The sequence below is a fragment of the Microbacterium sp. JZ37 genome, from assembly GCF_035188445.1.
Lineage (GTDB): Bacteria > Actinomycetota > Actinomycetes > Actinomycetales > Microbacteriaceae > Microbacterium > Microbacterium barkeri.
This window is the reverse complement of record NZ_CP045253.1, coordinates 2,927,260-2,944,673: the sequence shown is the minus strand read 5'-3', so window position 1 is coordinate 2,944,673 and position 17,414 is coordinate 2,927,260. Positions and strand designations below refer to the sequence as shown.

Here is a 17,414-nt window from a genome sequence, read left to right as displayed (position 1 = left end):
TCTCCTTTTGTAGAGTGATCAATCACTCACTGATGGGTGGCGGTTGGAAGGAAGGGTGCGGTCAGGGGTGTCGGATGCCCGCCGTCAGCGCGCGAGCCCAGTCGGCGTCGACATCGTCGAGGCCCGCGGTCACGACGAGGTGGCACAGCTGGCCATAGGCGACGAACCGCTGCACCTGCGGGGGAGTGCCGCCCGAGCGCTCGGCGGCGAGCTCGGCGACGCGGCCGAGCCCGTGGCGGAGCGCGGCGCCGACCTCGGCGATCTCGGCAACGGACTGCGCGTGCACCTGGAGCAGAAGGAGGTCGCGGTCGGCGATGAGTGCAGCGTAGGCGCCGCCCATGGCGTCGAGCACCGCGTCGGCGTCCTCTCCCCGTGCCGTGTCGGCGCCTCGTTCGAGGGCATCCACGACGAGGTCGAAGCACCGATCGACGGCCGCGGCGAAGAGCTGCTCCTTGCGCGGGAAGAGCTTGAACGCGTACGCGGCGGAGATCCCGGCCTCGGCCGCGACAGAGGCGACGCTCGTGCCCGCGTAGCCGCCGCGCGCGAACCGGCGCACGGCGGCGTCGACGAGGTCGGGGCGTCGGGCGTCGGCGGTGAGGAGGGTGCGCGGCATGTGAGTGACTGTACACTCACTCTTCGCGGCCGGCAAGCGCAGCTGCGCTGCAGGGCGATGAGGCAGACTCGAGGGGATGGCCTCCTCCCTGCTCGACCGCATCCGAACGACCGACGGCGATGCGGACGCGCTCTACGACGCGTTCACCGCGTGGACGACCGAGCGCGGGCTCGCGCTCTACCCCGCTCAGGACGAGGCGCTGATCGAGCTCGTCTCGGGCAGCAATGTCGTCCTCGCGACGCCCACGGGCACGGGCAAGTCGCTCGTCGCGATCGCCGCGCACGCGATCGCGCTCGCCCGCGGCGGCCGCACCTACTACACGGCCCCCATCAAGGCGCTCGTGAGCGAGAAGTTCTTCGCGCTCGTCGACATCTTCGGGGCCGAGAGCGTCGGGATGGTCACGGGCGACTCGTCGGTCAACCCCGACGCCGCGATCGTCTGCTGCACCGCCGAGATCCTCGCGAACCTGGCCCTGCGCCAGGGGGCCGACGCCCCCGTCGATCAGGTCGTCATGGACGAGTTCCACTACTACGGCGACGCGGATCGCGGATGGGCCTGGCAGGTTCCGCTGCTGCTCCTGCCGCGCGCGCAGTTCCTCCTCATGTCGGCCACGCTCGGCGACACGACGGCCATCCAGGAGGACCTCACCCGGCGCACCGGACGGCAGACGACGCTCGTCGCGGGAGCGGAGAGGCCCGTGCCCCTGCATCACTCCTACTCCGACCATCCGGCGCACGAGACCGTCGAGCGGCTCCTCGAGGAGCGCGAGACGCCCGTGTACATCGTGCACTTCTCGCAGGCGGCGGCCATGGAGCGCGCCCAGGCGCTCGCGAGCGTCAAGGTCACCACCCGCGAGCAGCGCGACGAGATCGCCGAGGCGATCGGCGGATTCCGCTTCACGACCGCGTTCGGCAGGACGCTCTCGCGCCTCGTGCGATCGGGGATCGGCGTGCACCACGCGGGGATGCTCCCGCGCTACCGCCGCCTCGTCGAGACGCTCGCGCAGCGCGGGCTCCTCCGCGTCATCTGCGGGACCGACACCCTCGGGGTCGGCATCAACGTGCCCATCCGCACGGTCATGATCACGGCGCTGTCGAAGTACGACGGCACGCGCATGCGGCGGCTGTCGGCGCGCGAGTTCCATCAGATCGCGGGCCGCGCCGGCCGCGCGGGGTACGACCCGTATGGCAATGTCGTCGTGCTCGCCCCCGACCACGAGATCGAGAACGCGCAGGCCCTCCGCAAGGCCGGAGACGACCCCGTCAAGCGCAAGCGCGTGCAGCGCAAGAAGGCCCCGACCGGGTTCGTGTCGTGGAGCGAGCAGACCTTCGACAAGCTCGTGGAGGCGGAGCCGGAGGCGCTCCAGCCGCAGCTGCAGATCACGAGCGCGATGCTCATCAACGTGATCGGCCGCGGTGGAGACGTCTTCGCGAATGTGCGCGCACTCGTGTTCGACAACCACGAGCCGCAGAGCCGGAAGTACGCGCTCGCACGTCGGGCGCTCGCGATCTTCCGCACGCTGCGCGAGGCCGGGATCGTCGAGGTCGACGCCGACGGGCGCATCCACCTCGTCGTCGAGCTGCAGCCGAACTTCGCGCTCAACCAGCCGCTGTCGCCGTTCGCGCTCGCGGCGATCGAGCTGCTCGACCCCGAGGGCGGCGCCGACGGCGTGGGCACCGGCTCGTACGCTCTCGATGTCGTGAGCGTCATCGAGGCGACCCTCGACGACCCGCGGGCGATCCTGTCCCAGCAGGAGTTCAAGGCGCGAGGCGAGGCCGTCGCCGCCATGAAGCGCGAGGGCCTCGAGTACGAGGAGCGCATGAGCGCGCTCGAGGAGATCACCTACGCCAAGCCCCTCGCCGACCTCCTCCAGCAGTCGTTCGAGGTGTTCGCGACGAGCCAGCCGTGGGTGCGCGACTTCGAGCTGCGCCCCAAGTCGGTCGTGCGCGACATGTTCGAGCAGGCGATGTCGTTCGCGGAGTTCGTGAACGCGTACCAGCTCGGTCGCAGCGAGGGCCTCGTGCTCCGCTACCTCAGCGACGCGTACCGCGCCATCCGCCAGACCGTGCCCGCCGAGGCGCGCACCGAGGAGCTGCGCGACATCATCGAGTGGCTCGGCGAGCTCGTCCGCCAGGTCGACTCGAGCCTCGTCGACGAGTGGGAGGCGCTCGCCTCGGGCGCGGACGGCGACGACGCGACGTCCGTCGTGCCGCCGGCGCCGCCATCCGTCACGGTGAACCGGCGCGCGTTCACCGTGCTCGTGCGGAACGAGATGTTCCGGCGCGTGCAGCTCGCCGCGCTCGAGAAGGACGAGGAGCTCGAGGCGCTCGACCCGGACGTCGGATGGCCGCACGCCCTGGACCGCTACTACGCCGACCACGAGTCGATCGGCACGGGCGGCGCCTCCCGGTCGCCCGCGCTGTGTCGGATCGAGGAAGCGGGGGCGATCTGGCGGGTCGAGCAGACGATCGACGACCCCGAGGGCGACCACGACTGGCGCATCCGCGCCGAGGTCGACCTCGAGGCCTCGGCCGAGGCCGGCACCGCGATCGTCCGCGTGACCGAGGTCGTGCGGCTCTAGACGGGGCCTATGCGGACGTCGCGTCGAAGCCGCGCGCGATCGCCGCACCGGCCGAGAGCCACGCGCGCTGCGTCGCGGGCTTCAGGGCGCCGTAGTGCAGCAGGCCGCCGATCATCGCCGGGTCGTACGGGATGCTCACGACGTCGCGCGCGAGGGCCCGGTATCCGTCGACCACCTTGCGGTGCTCGCTCGACGGCGCGTTCGGGTCGGCCTGGCTCACGACCGCGACGGCGTTCCGCGCGAGACGCGCCGAGCGCTCGTCGCGCATCGCGAGCGCCTCGAGCAGCAGGGCGCCAGCCTCGGCGTGCTCCGCGCGCGACGTCGTCGCGACGACGAGCTGGTCGGTGTGGTCGATCATCTGCAGCCACACGGGGTCGGACTCGTCGTTGCCCGAGTCCATGACGATGAGGCGGTAGTACTTCGCCGCGACGGCGTGGATGCGGTCGACGTCTGCCGCGTCGATGCGCTGCTGCTCGGCGAGCGCCATCGGCTGCGAGCGGAGCACGTCGAAGCGGTCGCGGGTCTGGTGGTGCACGAAGCGGGCGAGATCGGCCGACTGCGCGCTCGACGAGAGCAGGTGATCGGTCTCGGGCAGCAGCTCGTGCAGCGTCGACTCGTGCGGCCCCTGCTCGGTGCGCCATCCGAGCGTGCCGCGCGTCTGGTTGTTGTCCCACGCGAGCACGCCGGCGCCGCCGAAGCGCGCGAAGACGGCCGCCGTGAGGATCGTCGTGGGCGTCTTGCCCGAGCCGCCCTTGCCGTTGACGACGGCGATCGTGCGGGGCCCCGCCCAGTGCTGGGAGACCGCGGCCTGGTCCTCGCGCTCGGCGCGCTCCGCCGACCCCGGCGGAACCCGCATGCCCGCGCGCACGAGCGCGCCCCGCCATCCGCGGGTCGCGGGCTCCTCGATGCGCTCAGGGGCCAGGAACGACGGGCGCTGCGCGCCGCCGTCGGCCGGCGTGCTCGCGGGCTGCGGCGCCGGGCTCGCGGGCTGCGGCGCTGGGCTCGCGGGCTGCGGGGCGGACCCTGTGCGCATGGGGCCGGGCTGCCCCGCCGCGCGCGCGGGAGCCGGGGCGGGGGCGGGAGTCGGGGCGGGCGCGGGAGCCGGGGCGGGCGCGGATGCCTGCTGCGGCGAGGGCTCGAACGTCACGGGGATGCGCGTCACGATCTGCGTGTCGGCGGCGAGGAGGTCGTCATCGGCGGTCTCGCCGCCCGCGGGGGCAGGTTCGGCGGCGCCCTCGTCGGAATCGACGCGGCCGTCGGGGTGCACGAGGAGCGGCCAGTCGCCGTCGGGCTCGTGCACCGTCACGTGCACGGGGCCGGAGAGCATCGCGGCGATCTCGGCGGCCCGGCGCACGATCTCGCGGCGCGCATCCTCGACGAGCGTCGTCGTGATCTGCTGCGGCGTCTCGTCGACGGTGAGCTCGGCGGATCCGTCGGGGCGGATCACAGCAGAGAGCCCGGCCTGGCTCGAGTCGTCAAGCATCTGGTCGTCTCCTCTGGGGAAAAGGCCGATGTCATCGGCGAACGTCGCTCTCAGCCTACAGACGTCGACATCACTGCCCGCGGTGAGAGAGGGCAGAACTGCCCACGCCGCGTCACGAGCGGTCGTCGGCCGCGCGGCGATCGCGCGCGACCTCGTCGGCGAGAGCGCTCATCGTGTCGGTGAGCATGGCCACGTCGAGGTCGGCCGCCGGCGAGAGAGCGCGTGCCCAGACCCGCCGCAGTCGCTCGAGGTTCGCCTCCGCGAGCGGCGTGATCGCGACGACGACGCCGCGGCCGTCGCCGGCAGGCCGCGAGCGGCTGACGAGGCCGAGGCGCTCGAGCTGGCGCAGGGCCTCGCTCACATTGGGGCGCTTGAGCGCGAGCCGGTCGGCGATCCCGCTGGGCGAGACGCCCGGATGGTGATGCACGAAACGCAGCACCATCCGGGCGGTCGCGGTGAGCGGGATGATCTCAGGATCCTCGCCGACGCGGAGATCGAGCTCGCGCGCGAGGGTGAGGACGGCGTCCGCCAGGTCGGCGAGGGCGGCGCGGGTCGGGACGTCGTCGGGCATGCGTTCAGGCTATCGGGCGGTATAGTTATGTACGCATAACTATCTGGAGGATCACATGACCACGGGAACCATCGCCGCGCCCGGCGCCGCCGTCCGCGCGAGCGGGATCACGGGAGGGCTGCTCGCCGTGCTCGCACTGCTCTCCGCGGTGGCGCCGTTCGCCACCGACCTCTATCTGCCCGCGTTCCCGCAGCTCGCGGCCGAGCTCGGCGCCGACGCGACCGGCGCCCAGCTCACCCTCACGGGCTTCCTCGTCGGCGTGGCGGCAGGGCAGCTCCTCTTCGGCCCGCTCTCCGACCGGTTCGGGCGGCGCGGACCGCTCCTCGCGGGCGCGATCGCGCTCGTGGTCGCGAGCGCCGCGGCGGTCGTCGCCCCGACCCTCGAGATCCTCATCGCCGCGCGTGTGGTGCAGGGGCTCGCGGGGGCGGCCGGCATGGTGCTCGGCCGCGCGGTCATCTCCGACCTCGCGACCGGACCCGCAGCGGCACGCGCCTTCAGCCTCATGATGATCGTCGGCGGCGTCGCCCCCGTGATCGCTCCGCTCGTGGGCGGATTCATCTCGGCGCCCCTGGGCTGGCGCGGGGTGCTCGCGGTCGTGCTCGCGATCGCGGTCGCGATGCTCCTCGCCGTGCTCGTGGTGGTGCGCGAGACCCATCCGGCGTCAGCGCGCGCCCGCCGCGCACCCGGCGCGGCCACGGGCGCGCGGGCTCTGCGCACGCGCGGCTATCTCGGCCACGCGCTCGCGTTCGCGTTCGCCTTCGCGGTCATGATGGCCTACATCTCGGCGTCGCCGTTCCTCTACCAGACGATGATGGGCTTCGACGAGGTGCAGTACGGACTGCTCTTCGGCGTCAACGCGCTCGCTCTCATGGCGACGAGCGCGCTCTCGGCGCGGCTCGCGGACCGGGTCGCGCCGCGCCGGCTCCTGGGGTGGGGCCTGACCGGCTCGCTCGCGGGCGCGGTGCTCTTCCTCGCGATCGCGGTCTCCGGCGCGCCGGCGCCCCTCCTCGCGGCGGCCGTGTTCATCGCGGTTGCGCCGCTCGGGCTCGTCCTCGGAAACGCCACGGCCCTCGCGCAGGCGGCGGCTCCCGGTGTGGCCGGCCTCGCATCGGCCGTGCTCGGCGCGCTGCAGTTCGGCCTCGCCGCGCTCGTCTCGCCCCTCGTCGGCCTCGGCGGGGAGACGACGGCGGTCCCCTGCGGCATCGTCATGGCGGTGTCGGCCGCCATCGCGCTCATGGCCTTCCAGCTTGCGCATTCGGAAAGAACTGCGGTTCTTGCCTCACCGAGTGGCCGCAAAGACCTCGATCACTGCGCATAGCCTGGAGTCGCCACGAGCAGCGCGGGCACAGCGGCCCGCCGACCGAAGGAGACAGAGCCAGCGTGAGCCAGCAGTTCGAAGCACGTCGCGCCGAGTGGATCGCCCGAGAGGAGCTGGCCGAGCGGATGATCCCGCTCATCGGCCGCCTGTACCGCGAGCTCGGCATCGTCACATCCATCCACGGCCGCCGCCTGCTGAACATCTCGCCCGTCGAGATCCTCCGCACCCACCGCTACACGCGCAAGGTCGGCGACGAGGTGCTGCGGCCCGAGAAGACCTACGCCGTGCTCGAGGCGCTCGAGACGCTCCGGCCCGGCCCGGCCTCGATCGACGTCGCGCGTCTCGTCGCGCGCTTCGACGCGCGCGGCGGCTCCTACGCGACCGACGAGCTCGTCGACTTCCTCCGCGAGGAGCTGGCCGAGGTGCTCACGGCCCGCGAATCGAAGCCCACCGACGTCGTGCTGTACGGCTTCGGGCGCATCGGGCGCCTCCTCGCGCGCATCCTCATCGCCCACCAGGGCGACGGCTCGGGCCTGCGTCTGCGGGCGATCGTCGTGCGCAGGGGATCGGCAGACGACCTCAAGAAGCGCGCGAGCCTCCTGCGCCGCGACTCGGTCCACGGCCCCTTCGCGGGGACGATCGAGATCGACGAGGAGAACGAGACGATCCTCGCGAACGGCACGCTCATCCAGGTCATCTACGCGAACGACCCTGCGGCCGTCGACTACACGCAGTACGGCATCTCCGACGCGATCGTCGTCGACAACACGGGCCGCTGGCGCGACGAGGAGGGGCTCGGCCAGCACCTCCGCGCGACGGGCGTCTCGCGCGTGCTCCTCACGGCACCCGGCAAGGGCGCGATCAAGAACATCGTGTCGGGCATCAACGGCGAGGACATCTCGCCTGAGGACCGCATCCTCTCGGCGGCGTCGTGCACGACGAACGCGATCACGCCGGTCCTCGCGGCGGTCGATCAGGCCTTCGGCATCCGCCACGGGCACGTCGAGACGGTCCACTCGTACACGAACGACCAGAACCTCATCGACAACTTCCACAAGGGCGACCGCCGCGGGCGCTCGGCGGCCCTGAACATGGTCATCACGGAGACGGGCGCCGCGAAGGCCGTCGCGAAGGCGCTGCCGCAGCTCGCCGGCCGGCTCTCCGGCAGCGCGATCCGCGTGCCCACGCCCGACGTGTCGCTCGCGATCCTCAACCTGCAGCTCGAGCGCCCGACCACGAAGGACGAGATCAACGCCTACCTGCGGCAGACGTCGCTCACGTCGCCGCTGCGCCAGCAGATCGACTACGTCGAGTCGCCCGAGGTCGTCTCGACCGACTTCGTGGGCAGCAACCGCGCGGGCATCGTCGACGGCCTCGCGACCGTCGCCGGCGAGGAGAGCGTCGTGCTGTACGTCTGGTACGACAACGAGTTCGGCTACTCGTGCCAGGTCGTCCGCGTGCTCGAGAAGATGGCGGACGTGCATCCGACGATCCTCCCGGTGCGCGAGCCCGTCGTGCTCGGCGCGGAGGCCGCGGTCGACGCCGTGGAGCCCGCGGCGGTCTGAGCCGCACCCGGACGACGCTCGTCGCTACTTGGCGACGAGCGTCGTCTCGAAGCTGTACATGTCGGGCCGGTAGCAGTGCCGCCCGAACTCGATCGCGCGCCCTGACGCGTCGTAGGCCACGCGCTCCATCGTGAGGAGCGGCCCGCCCCGGTCGACGTCGAGCAGCTCCGCCTCGTCGCCGTGCTCGCGACGCGCGCCGATGCGCTGCTTCGCGACCCGGATGGTCACGCCGCGCGATCGCAGGATCTGATAGAGACCCTGCTGCTCGAGCTGCTCGAGCGAGATGTCGGCGAGGTCGCCCGGCAGCCAGTTCTCGAGGAGGGCGACCGGAACGCCGTCGGTGCTGCGCTGTCGCCGCAGGTAGAGGACGTCGTCGCCGGCCGCGACGCCGAGACGCTCTGCCACGTCGGCCGGGACCGCGCGCACCTCGCGCGTGAGCACGCGCGTCGCCGGGTCGTGGTGCGCGCTCTTGAGGTCCTCGTAGAGGCTCGTGAGCTCGACCTGCCGCGTGACCTGGCCCTGCACGACCTGCGTGCCGATGCCGCGCCGGCGCACGAGCAGGCCCTTGTCGACGAGCTCCTGGATCGCGCGGCGGACGGTCGGGCGCGAGAGCCCGAGTCGATGCCCGATGGCGATCTCGTTCTCGAGGCGCGCACCGGGAGGGATGTCCCCCGAGCGGATGGCCTGCTCGAGCCGGCTGGACACCTGGAAGTAGAGCGGCACGGGCCCCGTGCGATCGAGGTCCGCGAAGAGTTCGTCCGGCCACACGGCCTCGTCGGCTGCCATCGCTGCGCTCCTCCTCGATCGTCAGGATGTGATGTCCCGACAACCTTACCCGCCTCGACCTTTGTCACCTCGGATTGACTGTTGCACGCCGGCGCTCTTGTGATATTGTCAGGACATAGATCGACCCGCGGGCGCAGCCGCCCAGTCACGACAACGGAGTATGACGATGAGCACCTCACCCGACGTCCTCGCGATCGGCCGCCTCGGCGTCGACATCTACCCGCTGCAGGACGGCGTGGGCCTCGAGAAGGTCGAGACGTTCGGCAAGTACCTCGGCGGGACGGCCGCCAACGTCTCGGTCGCCGTCGCCCGCTACGGCCACGACTCGGCCCTCGTCTCGCGCGTCGGCGACGACCCGTTCGGCCGCTATCTCCTCGGCGAGCTCACCCGCCTCGGCGTCGACAACCGGTACGTCGCGACCGACCCGACGCTGAGCACGCCCGTCACCTTCTGCGAGATCTTCCCGCCCGACGACTTCCCCCTGTACTTCTACCGCGAGCCCAAGGCGCCCGACATGAACGTCGACGCGGCGCAGATCGACCTCGACGCCGTCCGCGCCGCGCGCATCCTCTGGTTCACGACGACCGGGCTGAGCGAGGAGCCGAGCCGCGAGGCGCACCACGCGGCCCTCGCCGCGCGCGAGCGCCGGACCCACACCATCCTCGACCTCGACTACCGCCCGATGTTCTGGGAGGACCCGGCGCTCGCGACCGAGCAGATCGGCCAGGTGCTCGACCAGGTCACCGTCGCCGTCGGCAACCGCGAGGAGTGCCAGGTCGCGGTCGGCGAGACCGAGCCGCAGCGGGCGGCCGACGCCCTCCTCGAGCGCGGGGTCGAGCTCGCGATCGTGAAGCAGGGGCCCCGCGGGGTGCTCGCGAAGACGCGCGACGAGGTCGTCGAGGTCCCCGTCCATGCGGTCGACGTCATCAACGGCCTCGGCGCGGGCGACGCGTTCGGCGGCGCCCTCTGCCACGGACTTCTCGAGGGCTGGAGCATCGAGCGCACGCTGCGCTTCGCGAACGTCGCGGGCGCGATCGTCGCGTCGCGCCGCGAGTGCTCGACCGCCATGCCGACGGCCGACGAGGTCGAGAACACCCTCCAGGGAGCATGACATGACCGCACTCTCCGCAGCCGACTTCGAGCGGCTCCGCGACGTCCGCGCCCACCGGCCCGACGAGATCGGCGCCGCGTTCGCCGCCCGCCGACGCCGCGACGTGCTGCGCGGAGACGGCCGGCTCTTCATCGTGGCCGCCGACCACCCCGCGCGCGGCGCGCTCGCGGTCGGCTCCGACCAGACGGCCATGGCCGACCGCTACGAGCTCCTCGAGCGTCTCGCGATCGCGCTCGGCCGGCCGGGGGTCGACGGCGTGCTCGGCACGCCGGACATCATCGACGACCTCGCCGCGCTCGGGCTGCTCGACGACAAGGTGGTCGTCGGGTCGATGAACCGCGGCGGCCTGCGCGGTGCGGCGTTCGAGATGGACGACCGCTACGGCGCGTACGACGTCGCCACGATGGCGGCGAAGGGCATCGACTTCGCCAAGACCCTCATCCGCGTGAACCTCGGCGATCCCGCCACGGCGCCGACGCTCGAGGCCACGGCCCGCGCCGTGAACGAGGCGGCGGCCGCGCGGCTGCCGATCATGCTCGAGCCGTTCATGAGCGAGTGGCGCGACGGCCGCATCGTCAACGACCTGTCGACCGACGCCGTCATCCTCTCTGTCGCGATCGCGGCGGGGCTGGGCGCCGACAGCGCCTACACCTGGATGAAGCTGCCCGTCGTCGACGACATGGAGCGCGTCATGGCGGCCACGACCATGCCGACCCTGCTGCTGGGCGGCGACTCCGGCGCCGACCCCGATGAGACGTTCGCCGCCTGGGAGGGCGCGCTCGCCCTGCCCGGCGTGCGCGGCCTCACCGTGGGCCGCACGCTCCTCTACCCGCCCGACGGCGATGTCGCGGCGGCCGTCGACACGGCCGCGCGCCTCGTGCACCGCGACATCCCCGCGTCCGTCTGACCCCGACCATCCGAAGGACACCCCATGAGCACCATCACCGACACGACGGTCATCGGCCACTGGATCGACGGCGCACCGCGAGCGTCGCAGAGCGGGCGCACCGCACCCGTCTACAACCCCGCGACCGGCGCTGTGAGCGCCGAGGTGGCGCTCGCCGACGAGAGCGAGATCGACGCCGCGATCGCGTCGGCGCAGCGCGGCTTCGAGACGTGGAGCCGGTTCTCGGTCGCGAAGCGGCAGACCGTGCTGTTCGCGTTCCGCGAGCTGCTCAACGCGCGCAAGGGCGAGCTCGCCGCGATCATCACGGCCGAGCACGGCAAGGTCCTCTCCGACGCCATGGGCGAGATCCTGCGCGGCCAGGAGGTCGTCGAGCTCGCCACCGGGTTCCCGCACCTCATCAAGGGCGCGTTCAGCGAGAACGCCTCGACGGGCATCGACGTGTACTCGATCAAGCAGCCTCTCGGCGTGGTGGGCGTGATCAGCCCGTTCAACTTCCCGGCCATGGTGCCGATGTGGTTCTTCCCCATCGCGATCGCGGCCGGCAACGCGGTCGTGCTCAAGCCGAGTGAGAAGGACCCCTCCGCGGCGCTGTGGCTCGCGCAGCTGTGGAAGGAGGCCGGGCTGCCGGACGGCGTGTTCACGGTCCTTCAGGGCGACAAGCTCGCCGTCGACGGCCTCCTCACCGACCCCCGCGTGCAGTCGGTGTCGTTCGTCGGCTCGACGCCCATCGCGCAGTACATCTACGAGACCGCGTCGAAGCACGGCAAGCGCGTGCAGGCGCTCGGCGGCGCGAAGAACCACATGCTCGTGCTGCCCGACGCCGACCTCGATCTCGTCGCCGATCAGGCGATCAACGCCGGATACGGCGCGGCGGGGGAGCGCTGCATGGCGATCTCGGTCGTGCTCGCGGTCGAGCCGGTGGCCGACGAGCTCATCGCGAAGATCTCGGAGCGGATCGCGAAGCTCCGCATCGGCAACGGCGCCGGCGTCGACGGTGTCGAGCCCGACATGGGCCCGCTGATCACCGCGCAGCACCGCGAGAAGGTCGCCGGCTACGTCGACATCGCCGAGCAGGATGGCGCCACGATCGTCGTCGACGGGCGCGACTTCCGCGTCGAGGGGCACGAGGACGGCTTCTTCTTCGGCCCGACGCTCATCGACAAGGTGCCGACCACCTCTCGCGCGTACCAGGAGGAGATCTTCGGGCCCGTGCTCGAGGTCGTCCGCGTGCAGAGCTTCCAGGAGGGCGTCGACCTCATCAACTCCGGGCAGTTCGGCAACGGAACCGCGATCTTCACGAACGACGGCGGCGCGGCACGCCGCTTCCAGAACGAGATCCAGGTCGGCATGATCGGCATCAACGTGCCGATCCCCGTGCCGGTCGCGTACCACTCGTTCGGCGGATGGAAGCAGTCGCTGTTCGGCGACGCGAAGGCGTACGGCGTGCACGGCTTCGACTTCTTCACGCGCGAGAAGGCCGTCACGAGCCGCTGGCTCGACCCCGCGACCCACGGCGGCATCAACCTCGGCTTCCCCCAGAACGACTAGATGATGAGGCGAGCGGAGCGAGCCGCTCCCGGTCGTTGAGCGAGCGCCAGCGAGTCGAAACGCCGCGAGACGACCCCGAGAACGACGAGAAGAGAGATGGACATGACGGACCAGCGCTGGTTCCACCGCCGCGGCGCGCTCGCGCGCGACGGTTGGGAGACCGTCGTCGACGGCTCGATCGAGGGCTGGGAGCACACGGGCCTGCGGGTCGCGCAGCTCGCCGCCGGCGACGAGCTCGCGCTCGAGCCCGGCACCGAGAAGCTCGTGGTGCCGCTCGCGGGTGCGTTCGAGGTGCGCACGGGGGATGCCGCCTACGCGCTCGCGGGCCGGCGCTCCGTGTTCGACGGGCCGACGGACGTGCTTTACCTGTCGACCGCGGAGCAGGGCGTGCTGTCGGGGGAGGGGCGCGTGGCGGTCGCGACATCGCCGACCGAGAGGGTCTTCGCCACGCGTCTCATCCCCGCTGCCGACACGCCGGTCGAGCTGCGCGGCGCGGGGGCCTCGAGCCGTCAGGTCCACAACTTCGGCACGCCCCAGGCGCTCGACGCGGCGCGGTTCATCGTGTGCGAGGTCATCACCCCTGCCGAGAACTGGTCGTCGTACCCGCCGCACAAGCACGACGAGCACGTGCCGGGCCACGAGTCGCGCCTCGAGGAGATCTACTACTTCGAGACGGCTCCCGCCCGGGTCGGAGGCGCGAAGGGCACGCCGGAGGCCTCCTTCGGCATGTTCAGCACCTACTCCTCGCCCGCGGGCGAGATCGACATCAACGCGCAGGTGCGCACGGGCGACGTCGCGCTCGTGCCGTACGGCTACCACGGCCCCGCCGTCGCCGCGCCGGGCTACGACCTCTACTACCTCAACGTGATGGCCGGGCCCGACGCCGAGAGGGTCTGGCTCATCAGCGACGACCCCGGGCACGCCTGGGTGCGCGAGACCTGGGAGGGGCAGGAGCTCGACTCCCGCCTCCCCTACGAGAACAAGGAAGGCTGATCCCATGGGCAGCACCAAGCGGATGACCGTGAGCCAGGCTCTCGTCGAGTTCCTGGCGCACCAGTGGACGGTCGACGGCGACCGCCGCGAGCGCACGATCCCCGGCGTGTTCGGCATCTTCGGCCACGGCAACGTCGCGGGCGTGGGGCAGGCGCTCAAGCAGGTCCACGAGGAGCAGCCGGGCCTCATGCCGTACTACCAGGCCCGGAACGAGCAGGCCATGGTGCACCAGGCCGTCGGCTACGCGCGCATGCACCGTCGCCGTGCGACCTTCGCGTCGGCCGCTTCGGTCGGGCCGGGAGCGGCGAACATGCTCACCGGCGCGGCGCTCGCGACCTCCAACCGCCTGCCGGCTCTGCTCCTGCCGAGTGACACGTTCGCGACGCGCGTCGCCGACCCCGTGCTGCAGCAGCTCGAGCACCCGCACGACATCGGCATCCAGGTGACCGACGCCTTCCGCCCCGTGTCGCGCTTCTTCGACCGCGTGCAGCGCCCCGAGCAGCTGTACTCGATCGCGCTCGCCGCCATGCGCGTGCTCACCGACCCCGCCGAGACCGGGGCCGTCACGATCGCGCTCCCCGAGGACGTCCAGGCCGAGGCGATCGACGTGCCGATCGCGTTCCTCCAGGACCGCGAGTGGCGCGTGCGCCGTCCGCGTCCGGATCGCGACGCGCTCGCGCTCGCCGTGCGGGCCATCCGCGGCGCGCAGCGCCCCTTCATCGTCGCCGGCGGCGGCGTGCTCTACTCCGACGCCGAGGAGCAGCTGCGCGCGCTCGTCGAGGCCACGGGCATCCCCGTGGGCACGTCGCAGGCCGGCGGCGGCGTGCTGAACTGGGACCACCCGCAGTACCTCGGCGGCGTCGGCGCCACGGGCACGCTCGCCGCGAACCGCCTCGCGGCCGAGGCGGACGTCGTCATCGGCATCGGCACCCGCTACAGCGACTTCACGACGGCGTCGCGCACGGCGTTCCAGAACCCCGACGTCGCGTTCGTGAACATCAACGTCGCGTCGTTCGACGCCTACAAGCACGGCACGCAGCTGCCGGTTGTCGCGGACGCGCGCGAGGCCCTCGTCGAGCTCCTCGCCGAACTCGAGGGGCTCCGTGTGACCGGCGAGTACGCGGAGCGCATCGCGCGCGAGAAGGCCGCGTGGGACGCCACGGTCGACGAGGCGTTCGCCCGCTCGGGACTCGCGCTGCCGGGCCAGCCCGAGATCATCGGGGCCGTGCAGCAGGCGAGCGCCCCCGAGGACGTCGTCGTCCAGGCCGCGGGGTCGCTGCCGGGAGACCTCCACAAGCTGTGGCGTGTACGCGACCCGCTCGGGTACCACGTCGAGTACGCCTTCTCGTGCATGGGCTACGAGATCGCCGGCGGCATCGGCGTCAAGCGCGGCGCCGTGGCCGACGGCTCGGACCGCGACGTGATCGTCATGGTGGGCGACGGGTCGTACCTCATGCTCAACACCGAGCTGGTGACGGCCGTCGCCGAGGGCATCAAGATCATCGTCGTGCTCATCCAGAACCACGGGTACGCCTCGATCGGCCACCTGTCCGAGACGGTCGGGTCGGAGCGCTTCGGCACGAAGTACCGGGCCTACGACCCGCAGGCCCGCGACTTCCAGGGCGAGGACGTCCTCCCCGTCGACCTCGCGATGAACGCGCGCAGCTACGGCATGGACGTCATCGAGATCGAGCCGACGCCCTCCGCGGTCGACGATCTCCGCGACGCGATCGCTCGCGCCAAGGCGTCCGACCGGTCGACCTTCATCCACATCAACAGCGACCCGCACATCTACGCGCCCGACGGCGCGGGATGGTGGGACGTCCCGGTCGCGCAGGTGTCGACGCTCGCATCGACCCAGGCGGCCAGGGCGGAGTACGAGCAGCAGGTCCAGGCGCAGAAGCCGCTCATCGGCTGAGCGCGGGCATCGACAGGAGACACAGCATGACCGACAGCATCCCCGACGACGCAGACATCGTCGTCCGCTCCGACGCCGGCCTGCGCATCGGCACCGCGCCGGACTCGTGGGGCGTGTGGTTCCCCGACGACCCGAAGCAGGTGCCCTGGCAGCGGTTCCTCGACGAGGTCGTCGAGGCCGGGTACACGTGGATCGAGCTGGGCCCCTACGGCTATCTGCCGACCGACCCGCACCAGCTCGAGGACGAGCTGGGCAGCCGAGGGCTCCGGCTCTCGGGCGGCACGGTCTTCACGGGATTCCACAAGAGCGACGACGAGTGGCAGCGCGCGTGGGACCAGGCCGTGAAGGTCGCCGGCCTCGCGTCGCAGCTCGGCGCCGAGCACATCGTCGTCATCCCCGACCTCTGGCGCAGCGACGCCACGAGCGAGGTGCTCGAGGCGCGCACGCTCTCCGACGAGCAGTGGGCGAAGCTCGCCGCGGGGCACGACCGGCTCGGCAAGGCGCTCCTCGAGGAGTACGGCGTCCGCCAGCAGTTCCACTCGCACGCCGACAGCCATGTCGGCACGACCCGCGAGGTGCTCCGCTTCCTCGACGAGACCGACCCGCGCTACACGAACCTGTGCCTCGACACCGGGCACTTCGCGTACTACGGCGGCGACAATCTCAAGCTCATCGAGGAGCGGCCGGACCGCATCGGGTACCTGCACCTCAAGCAGGTCGACACGTCGCTGCTCTTCGACGTGCTCAAGAACGACGTGCCGTTCGCCGAGGCGGTCAGCCAGGGCATCATGATCGAGCCGCCGCACGGCGTGCCCGACCTCGGCCCGATCATCGAGGCCGTCGCGGCGATCGACCCCGACATCTTCGCGATCGTGGAGCAGGACATGTACGGCTGCGACGTCGACACCCCGTTCCCCATCGCGAGCCGCACCCGCCAGCACATCTTCAGCTGCACGCACTTCGCGCGCCAGCACTGAGTCTCCAGGAGAAGACGACATGAGCCAGGACCTCCGCATCGGCGTCGTGGGCGCAGGCGCCATGGGCGCCGACCACATCGCCCGCATCACGCAGCGCATCAGCGGCGCCCGCGTCGCGGCGATCATCGAGCCCGACGCAGGGCGCGCCGCGTCCGCCGCGGGGAACGCGCCGGGGGCGCAGACCTTCACCCGCATCGAGGACGCGATCGCGGCCGACGCCGTCGACGCCGTGCTCATCGCGACGCCGGGTCAGTTCCACCTGCCCGTGCTCGAGCCGGCGCTCGCCGCGGGCCTGCCGATCCTCTGCGAGAAGCCGCTCACGCCCGACTCCGAGACGTCGCGCCAGGTGCTCGAGCTCGAGCAGCGACTCGATCGGCCGCACATCCAGGTCGGCTTCATGCGCCGCTTCGACCCCGAGTACGCCCGGCTGCGCGAGCTCGTCGCCTCGGGCGAGGCGGGCGAGCTGCTCATGGTGCGCGCCGTGCACCGCAACCCGAGCGTGCCCGACAGCTACAGCCAGACGATGCTCATCACCGACTCGGTCGTGCACGAGTTCGACGTCGTGCCGTGGCTCGCCGGCTCGCCGATCGTGAGCGTCGAGGTGAAGTACCCGCGTCGCAACGACCTCTCGCCCGAGCGCCTGCGCGAGCCCATCCTCGTGCTCATCGAGCTCGAGAACGGCGTGCTCGTCGACGTCGAGATGAACGTCAGCGTGCAGTTCGGCTACCAGGTGGCGACCGAGGCCGTCTTCCAGCAGGGGATCGCCCGCATCGGCCAGCCGTCCGGGCTGCAGCTGTGGCAGGCGGGACGCGTCTCGACCGCCGAGCACGTGAGCTTCACGACGCGGTTCGCGACCGCGTACGACAACGAGATCCAGCGCTGGGTCGACGCCGTGCGCGACGGACGCCTCGTCGACGGCCCGAACGCGTGGGACGGCTACCTCGTCGCGCTCGCGTGCGAGGCCGGCGTGCGCGCGCTCGACGGCGGCGTGCAGCCGGTCGACGCCCCCGCCCGCCCCGCCTTCTACGCCTGACACCGAAGGA

The 17,414-nt window shown here is 71.7% G+C and carries 14 protein-coding genes; 10 read left to right on the top strand and 4 right to left on the bottom strand.

Features of this window, described 5'->3' with window-relative positions; translation table 11 throughout:
* Nucleotides 1–61 precede the first annotated feature (61 nt).
* Nucleotides 62–613: a TetR/AcrR family transcriptional regulator gene (locus GC092_RS13630; RefSeq protein WP_324012588.1), complete on the bottom strand. Its 552-nt coding sequence runs from the start codon at nucleotides 611–613 to the stop codon at nucleotides 62–64.
* Nucleotides 614–689: 76 nt separating this feature from the next.
* Here GC092_RS13630 and GC092_RS13625 point away from each other — a divergent pair, with 76 nt between their 5' ends.
* Entirely contained in the window at nucleotides 690–3,194 is a 2,505-nt protein-coding gene (locus GC092_RS13625) for a DEAD/DEAH box helicase (protein WP_324012587.1), read from the top strand.
* 7 nt (nucleotides 3,195–3,201) lie between these two features.
* Here GC092_RS13625 and GC092_RS13620 read toward each other — a convergent pair whose 3' ends face one another.
* On the bottom strand, nucleotides 3,202–4,677 hold the full coding sequence (locus GC092_RS13620; protein WP_324012585.1) for a MinD/ParA family ATP-binding protein: 1,476 nt from the start codon (nucleotides 4,675–4,677) through the stop codon (nucleotides 3,202–3,204).
* Between the two features lie 112 nt (nucleotides 4,678–4,789).
* Nucleotides 4,790–5,248, bottom strand: coding sequence for a MarR family transcriptional regulator (locus tag GC092_RS13615; protein WP_324012583.1), 459 nt, complete (start codon nucleotides 5,246–5,248; stop codon nucleotides 4,790–4,792).
* Between the two features lie 55 nt (nucleotides 5,249–5,303).
* Between GC092_RS13615 and GC092_RS13610 the strand changes: the two genes are divergently transcribed.
* On the top strand, nucleotides 5,304–6,566 hold the full coding sequence (locus tag GC092_RS13610; RefSeq protein ID WP_324012581.1) for a multidrug effflux MFS transporter: 1,263 nt from the start codon (nucleotides 5,304–5,306) through the stop codon (nucleotides 6,564–6,566).
* Nucleotides 6,567–6,628: 62 nt separating this feature from the next.
* Nucleotides 6,629–8,131: a glyceraldehyde-3-phosphate dehydrogenase gene (locus GC092_RS13605; protein ID WP_324012579.1), complete on the top strand. Its 1,503-nt coding sequence runs from the start codon at nucleotides 6,629–6,631 to the stop codon at nucleotides 8,129–8,131.
* Nucleotides 8,132–8,155: 24 nt separating this feature from the next.
* Here the strand turns inward: GC092_RS13605 and GC092_RS13600 are convergent, their stop codons facing one another.
* A complete protein-coding gene (locus GC092_RS13600; protein ID WP_271173206.1) occupies nucleotides 8,156–8,917 on the bottom strand; it encodes a GntR family transcriptional regulator in 762 nt (253 codons plus the stop codon).
* A 166-nt stretch (nucleotides 8,918–9,083) separates the two neighbouring features.
* Here GC092_RS13600 and iolC point away from each other — a divergent pair, with 166 nt between their 5' ends.
* The 7 genes from iolC to GC092_RS13565 all read left to right on the top strand — a co-directional run bounded on the left by iolC (nucleotide 9,084) and on the right by GC092_RS13565 (nucleotide 17,404).
* A complete protein-coding gene (gene iolC, locus GC092_RS13595; RefSeq protein WP_282979063.1) occupies nucleotides 9,084–10,028 on the top strand; it encodes a 5-dehydro-2-deoxygluconokinase in 945 nt (314 codons plus the stop codon).
* 1 nt (nucleotide 10,029) lies between these two features.
* On the top strand, nucleotides 10,030–10,935 hold the full coding sequence (locus tag GC092_RS13590) for a class I fructose-bisphosphate aldolase (RefSeq protein WP_271173204.1): 906 nt from the start codon (nucleotides 10,030–10,032) through the stop codon (nucleotides 10,933–10,935).
* 24 nt (nucleotides 10,936–10,959) lie between these two features.
* Complete coding sequence (locus GC092_RS13585) at nucleotides 10,960–12,483, top strand: CoA-acylating methylmalonate-semialdehyde dehydrogenase (RefSeq protein WP_282979062.1); 1,524 nt, start codon at nucleotides 10,960–10,962, stop codon at nucleotides 12,481–12,483.
* Nucleotides 12,484–12,585: 102 nt separating this feature from the next.
* Nucleotides 12,586–13,476: a 5-deoxy-glucuronate isomerase gene (gene iolB, locus GC092_RS13580; RefSeq protein WP_282979061.1), complete on the top strand. Its 891-nt coding sequence runs from the start codon at nucleotides 12,586–12,588 to the stop codon at nucleotides 13,474–13,476.
* A gap of 4 nt (nucleotides 13,477–13,480) precedes the next feature.
* Nucleotides 13,481–15,394 carry a 3D-(3,5/4)-trihydroxycyclohexane-1,2-dione acylhydrolase (decyclizing) gene (iolD, locus tag GC092_RS13575; protein WP_324012574.1) on the top strand — a complete coding sequence of 638 codons (1,914 nt, stop codon included), beginning with the start codon at nucleotides 13,481–13,483 and terminating at the stop codon, nucleotides 15,392–15,394.
* 26 nt (nucleotides 15,395–15,420) lie between these two features.
* The gene (locus GC092_RS13570; RefSeq protein ID WP_271173200.1) at nucleotides 15,421–16,371 is read left to right on the top strand and encodes a sugar phosphate isomerase/epimerase family protein; all 951 of its coding nucleotides are present in this window, start codon (nucleotides 15,421–15,423) and stop codon (nucleotides 16,369–16,371) included.
* 19 nt (nucleotides 16,372–16,390) lie between these two features.
* Complete coding sequence (locus GC092_RS13565) at nucleotides 16,391–17,404, top strand: Gfo/Idh/MocA family protein (protein WP_324012572.1); 1,014 nt, start codon at nucleotides 16,391–16,393, stop codon at nucleotides 17,402–17,404.
* Nucleotides 17,405–17,414 lie beyond the last annotated feature (10 nt).

What these genes read in the sequence shown, in the direction of transcription:
- GC092_RS13630 (WP_324012588.1), bottom strand. Translation starts at nt 613, where the DNA reads ATGCCGCGCACCCTCCTCACCGCCGACGCCCGACGCCCCGACCTCGTC.
- GC092_RS13625 (WP_324012587.1), top strand. Translation starts at nt 690, where the DNA reads ATGGCCTCCTCCCTGCTCGACCGCATCCGAACGACCGACGGCGATGCG.
- GC092_RS13620 (WP_324012585.1), bottom strand. Translation starts at nt 4,677, where the DNA reads ATGCTTGACGACTCGAGCCAGGCCGGGCTCTCTGCTGTGATCCGCCCC.
- GC092_RS13615 (WP_324012583.1), bottom strand. Translation starts at nt 5,248, where the DNA reads ATGCCCGACGACGTCCCGACCCGCGCCGCCCTCGCCGACCTGGCGGAC.
- GC092_RS13610 (WP_324012581.1), top strand. Translation starts at nt 5,304, where the DNA reads ATGACCACGGGAACCATCGCCGCGCCCGGCGCCGCCGTCCGCGCGAGC.
- GC092_RS13600 (WP_271173206.1), bottom strand. Translation starts at nt 8,917, where the DNA reads ATGGCAGCCGACGAGGCCGTGTGGCCGGACGAACTCTTCGCGGACCTC.
- iolC (WP_282979063.1), top strand. Translation starts at nt 9,084, where the DNA reads ATGAGCACCTCACCCGACGTCCTCGCGATCGGCCGCCTCGGCGTCGAC.
- GC092_RS13590 (WP_271173204.1), top strand. Translation starts at nt 10,030, where the DNA reads ATGACCGCACTCTCCGCAGCCGACTTCGAGCGGCTCCGCGACGTCCGC.
- GC092_RS13585 (WP_282979062.1), top strand. Translation starts at nt 10,960, where the DNA reads ATGAGCACCATCACCGACACGACGGTCATCGGCCACTGGATCGACGGC.
- iolB (WP_282979061.1), top strand. Translation starts at nt 12,586, where the DNA reads ATGACGGACCAGCGCTGGTTCCACCGCCGCGGCGCGCTCGCGCGCGAC.
- iolD (WP_324012574.1), top strand. Translation starts at nt 13,481, where the DNA reads ATGGGCAGCACCAAGCGGATGACCGTGAGCCAGGCTCTCGTCGAGTTC.
- GC092_RS13570 (WP_271173200.1), top strand. Translation starts at nt 15,421, where the DNA reads ATGACCGACAGCATCCCCGACGACGCAGACATCGTCGTCCGCTCCGAC.
- GC092_RS13565 (WP_324012572.1), top strand. Translation starts at nt 16,391, where the DNA reads ATGAGCCAGGACCTCCGCATCGGCGTCGTGGGCGCAGGCGCCATGGGC.